Origin of the sequence: Saccharothrix sp. ST-888, assembly GCF_000955975.1 — a bacterium.
In the GTDB taxonomy this organism is placed as follows: Bacteria; Actinomycetota; Actinomycetes; order Streptomycetales; family Streptomycetaceae; genus Kitasatospora.
The window spans coordinates 1-337 of record NZ_JYJF01000691.1 but is presented as its reverse complement, the minus strand read 5'-3'; the positions used below and the strand labels follow the sequence as shown (position 1 = coordinate 337).

The following is a 337-nucleotide window of genomic DNA, read 5'->3' as shown; positions in this document are numbered from 1 at the left end:
GCGGGCAGTTGGAGGCCGAAGGGGGTGGGGGTCTGGTAGCCCTGGGCAGCGAGGTCGTGGCCGAGGTTCGAGGAGTCGGGGAGGGAGTGGCAGTAGCTCTCGGAGGCAGCGGCCGGAGGCAGCCGTCCGGCTGCGGCGTCCGGGTACGCCACTCGCCCCGGCAACTCGGCGCAGCTCGACAGCGGTTCGGTGGGCGAGGGGAAGACCCGCTCAGCCACCCAGCGGGTCACACCGTAGAACTCGCTCCAGCAGTCGAAGGCCTTTTACGAACCGGTCAGTTCACAGAAGCCGGCGGCGGTCCCCGCCTAGTCCGAGCCATCCACGGGCAGTCCGGGCG

1 protein-coding gene is annotated in these 337 nt (G+C 70.9%); it reads right to left on the bottom strand.

Annotated features, from left to right (window positions below; translation table 11 throughout):
* A partial coding sequence (locus tag UK12_RS34240; RefSeq protein ID WP_231591511.1) for a hypothetical protein occupies window positions 1-218 on the bottom strand: 218 nt, incomplete at its 3' end.
* Window positions 219-337 lie beyond the last annotated feature (119 nt).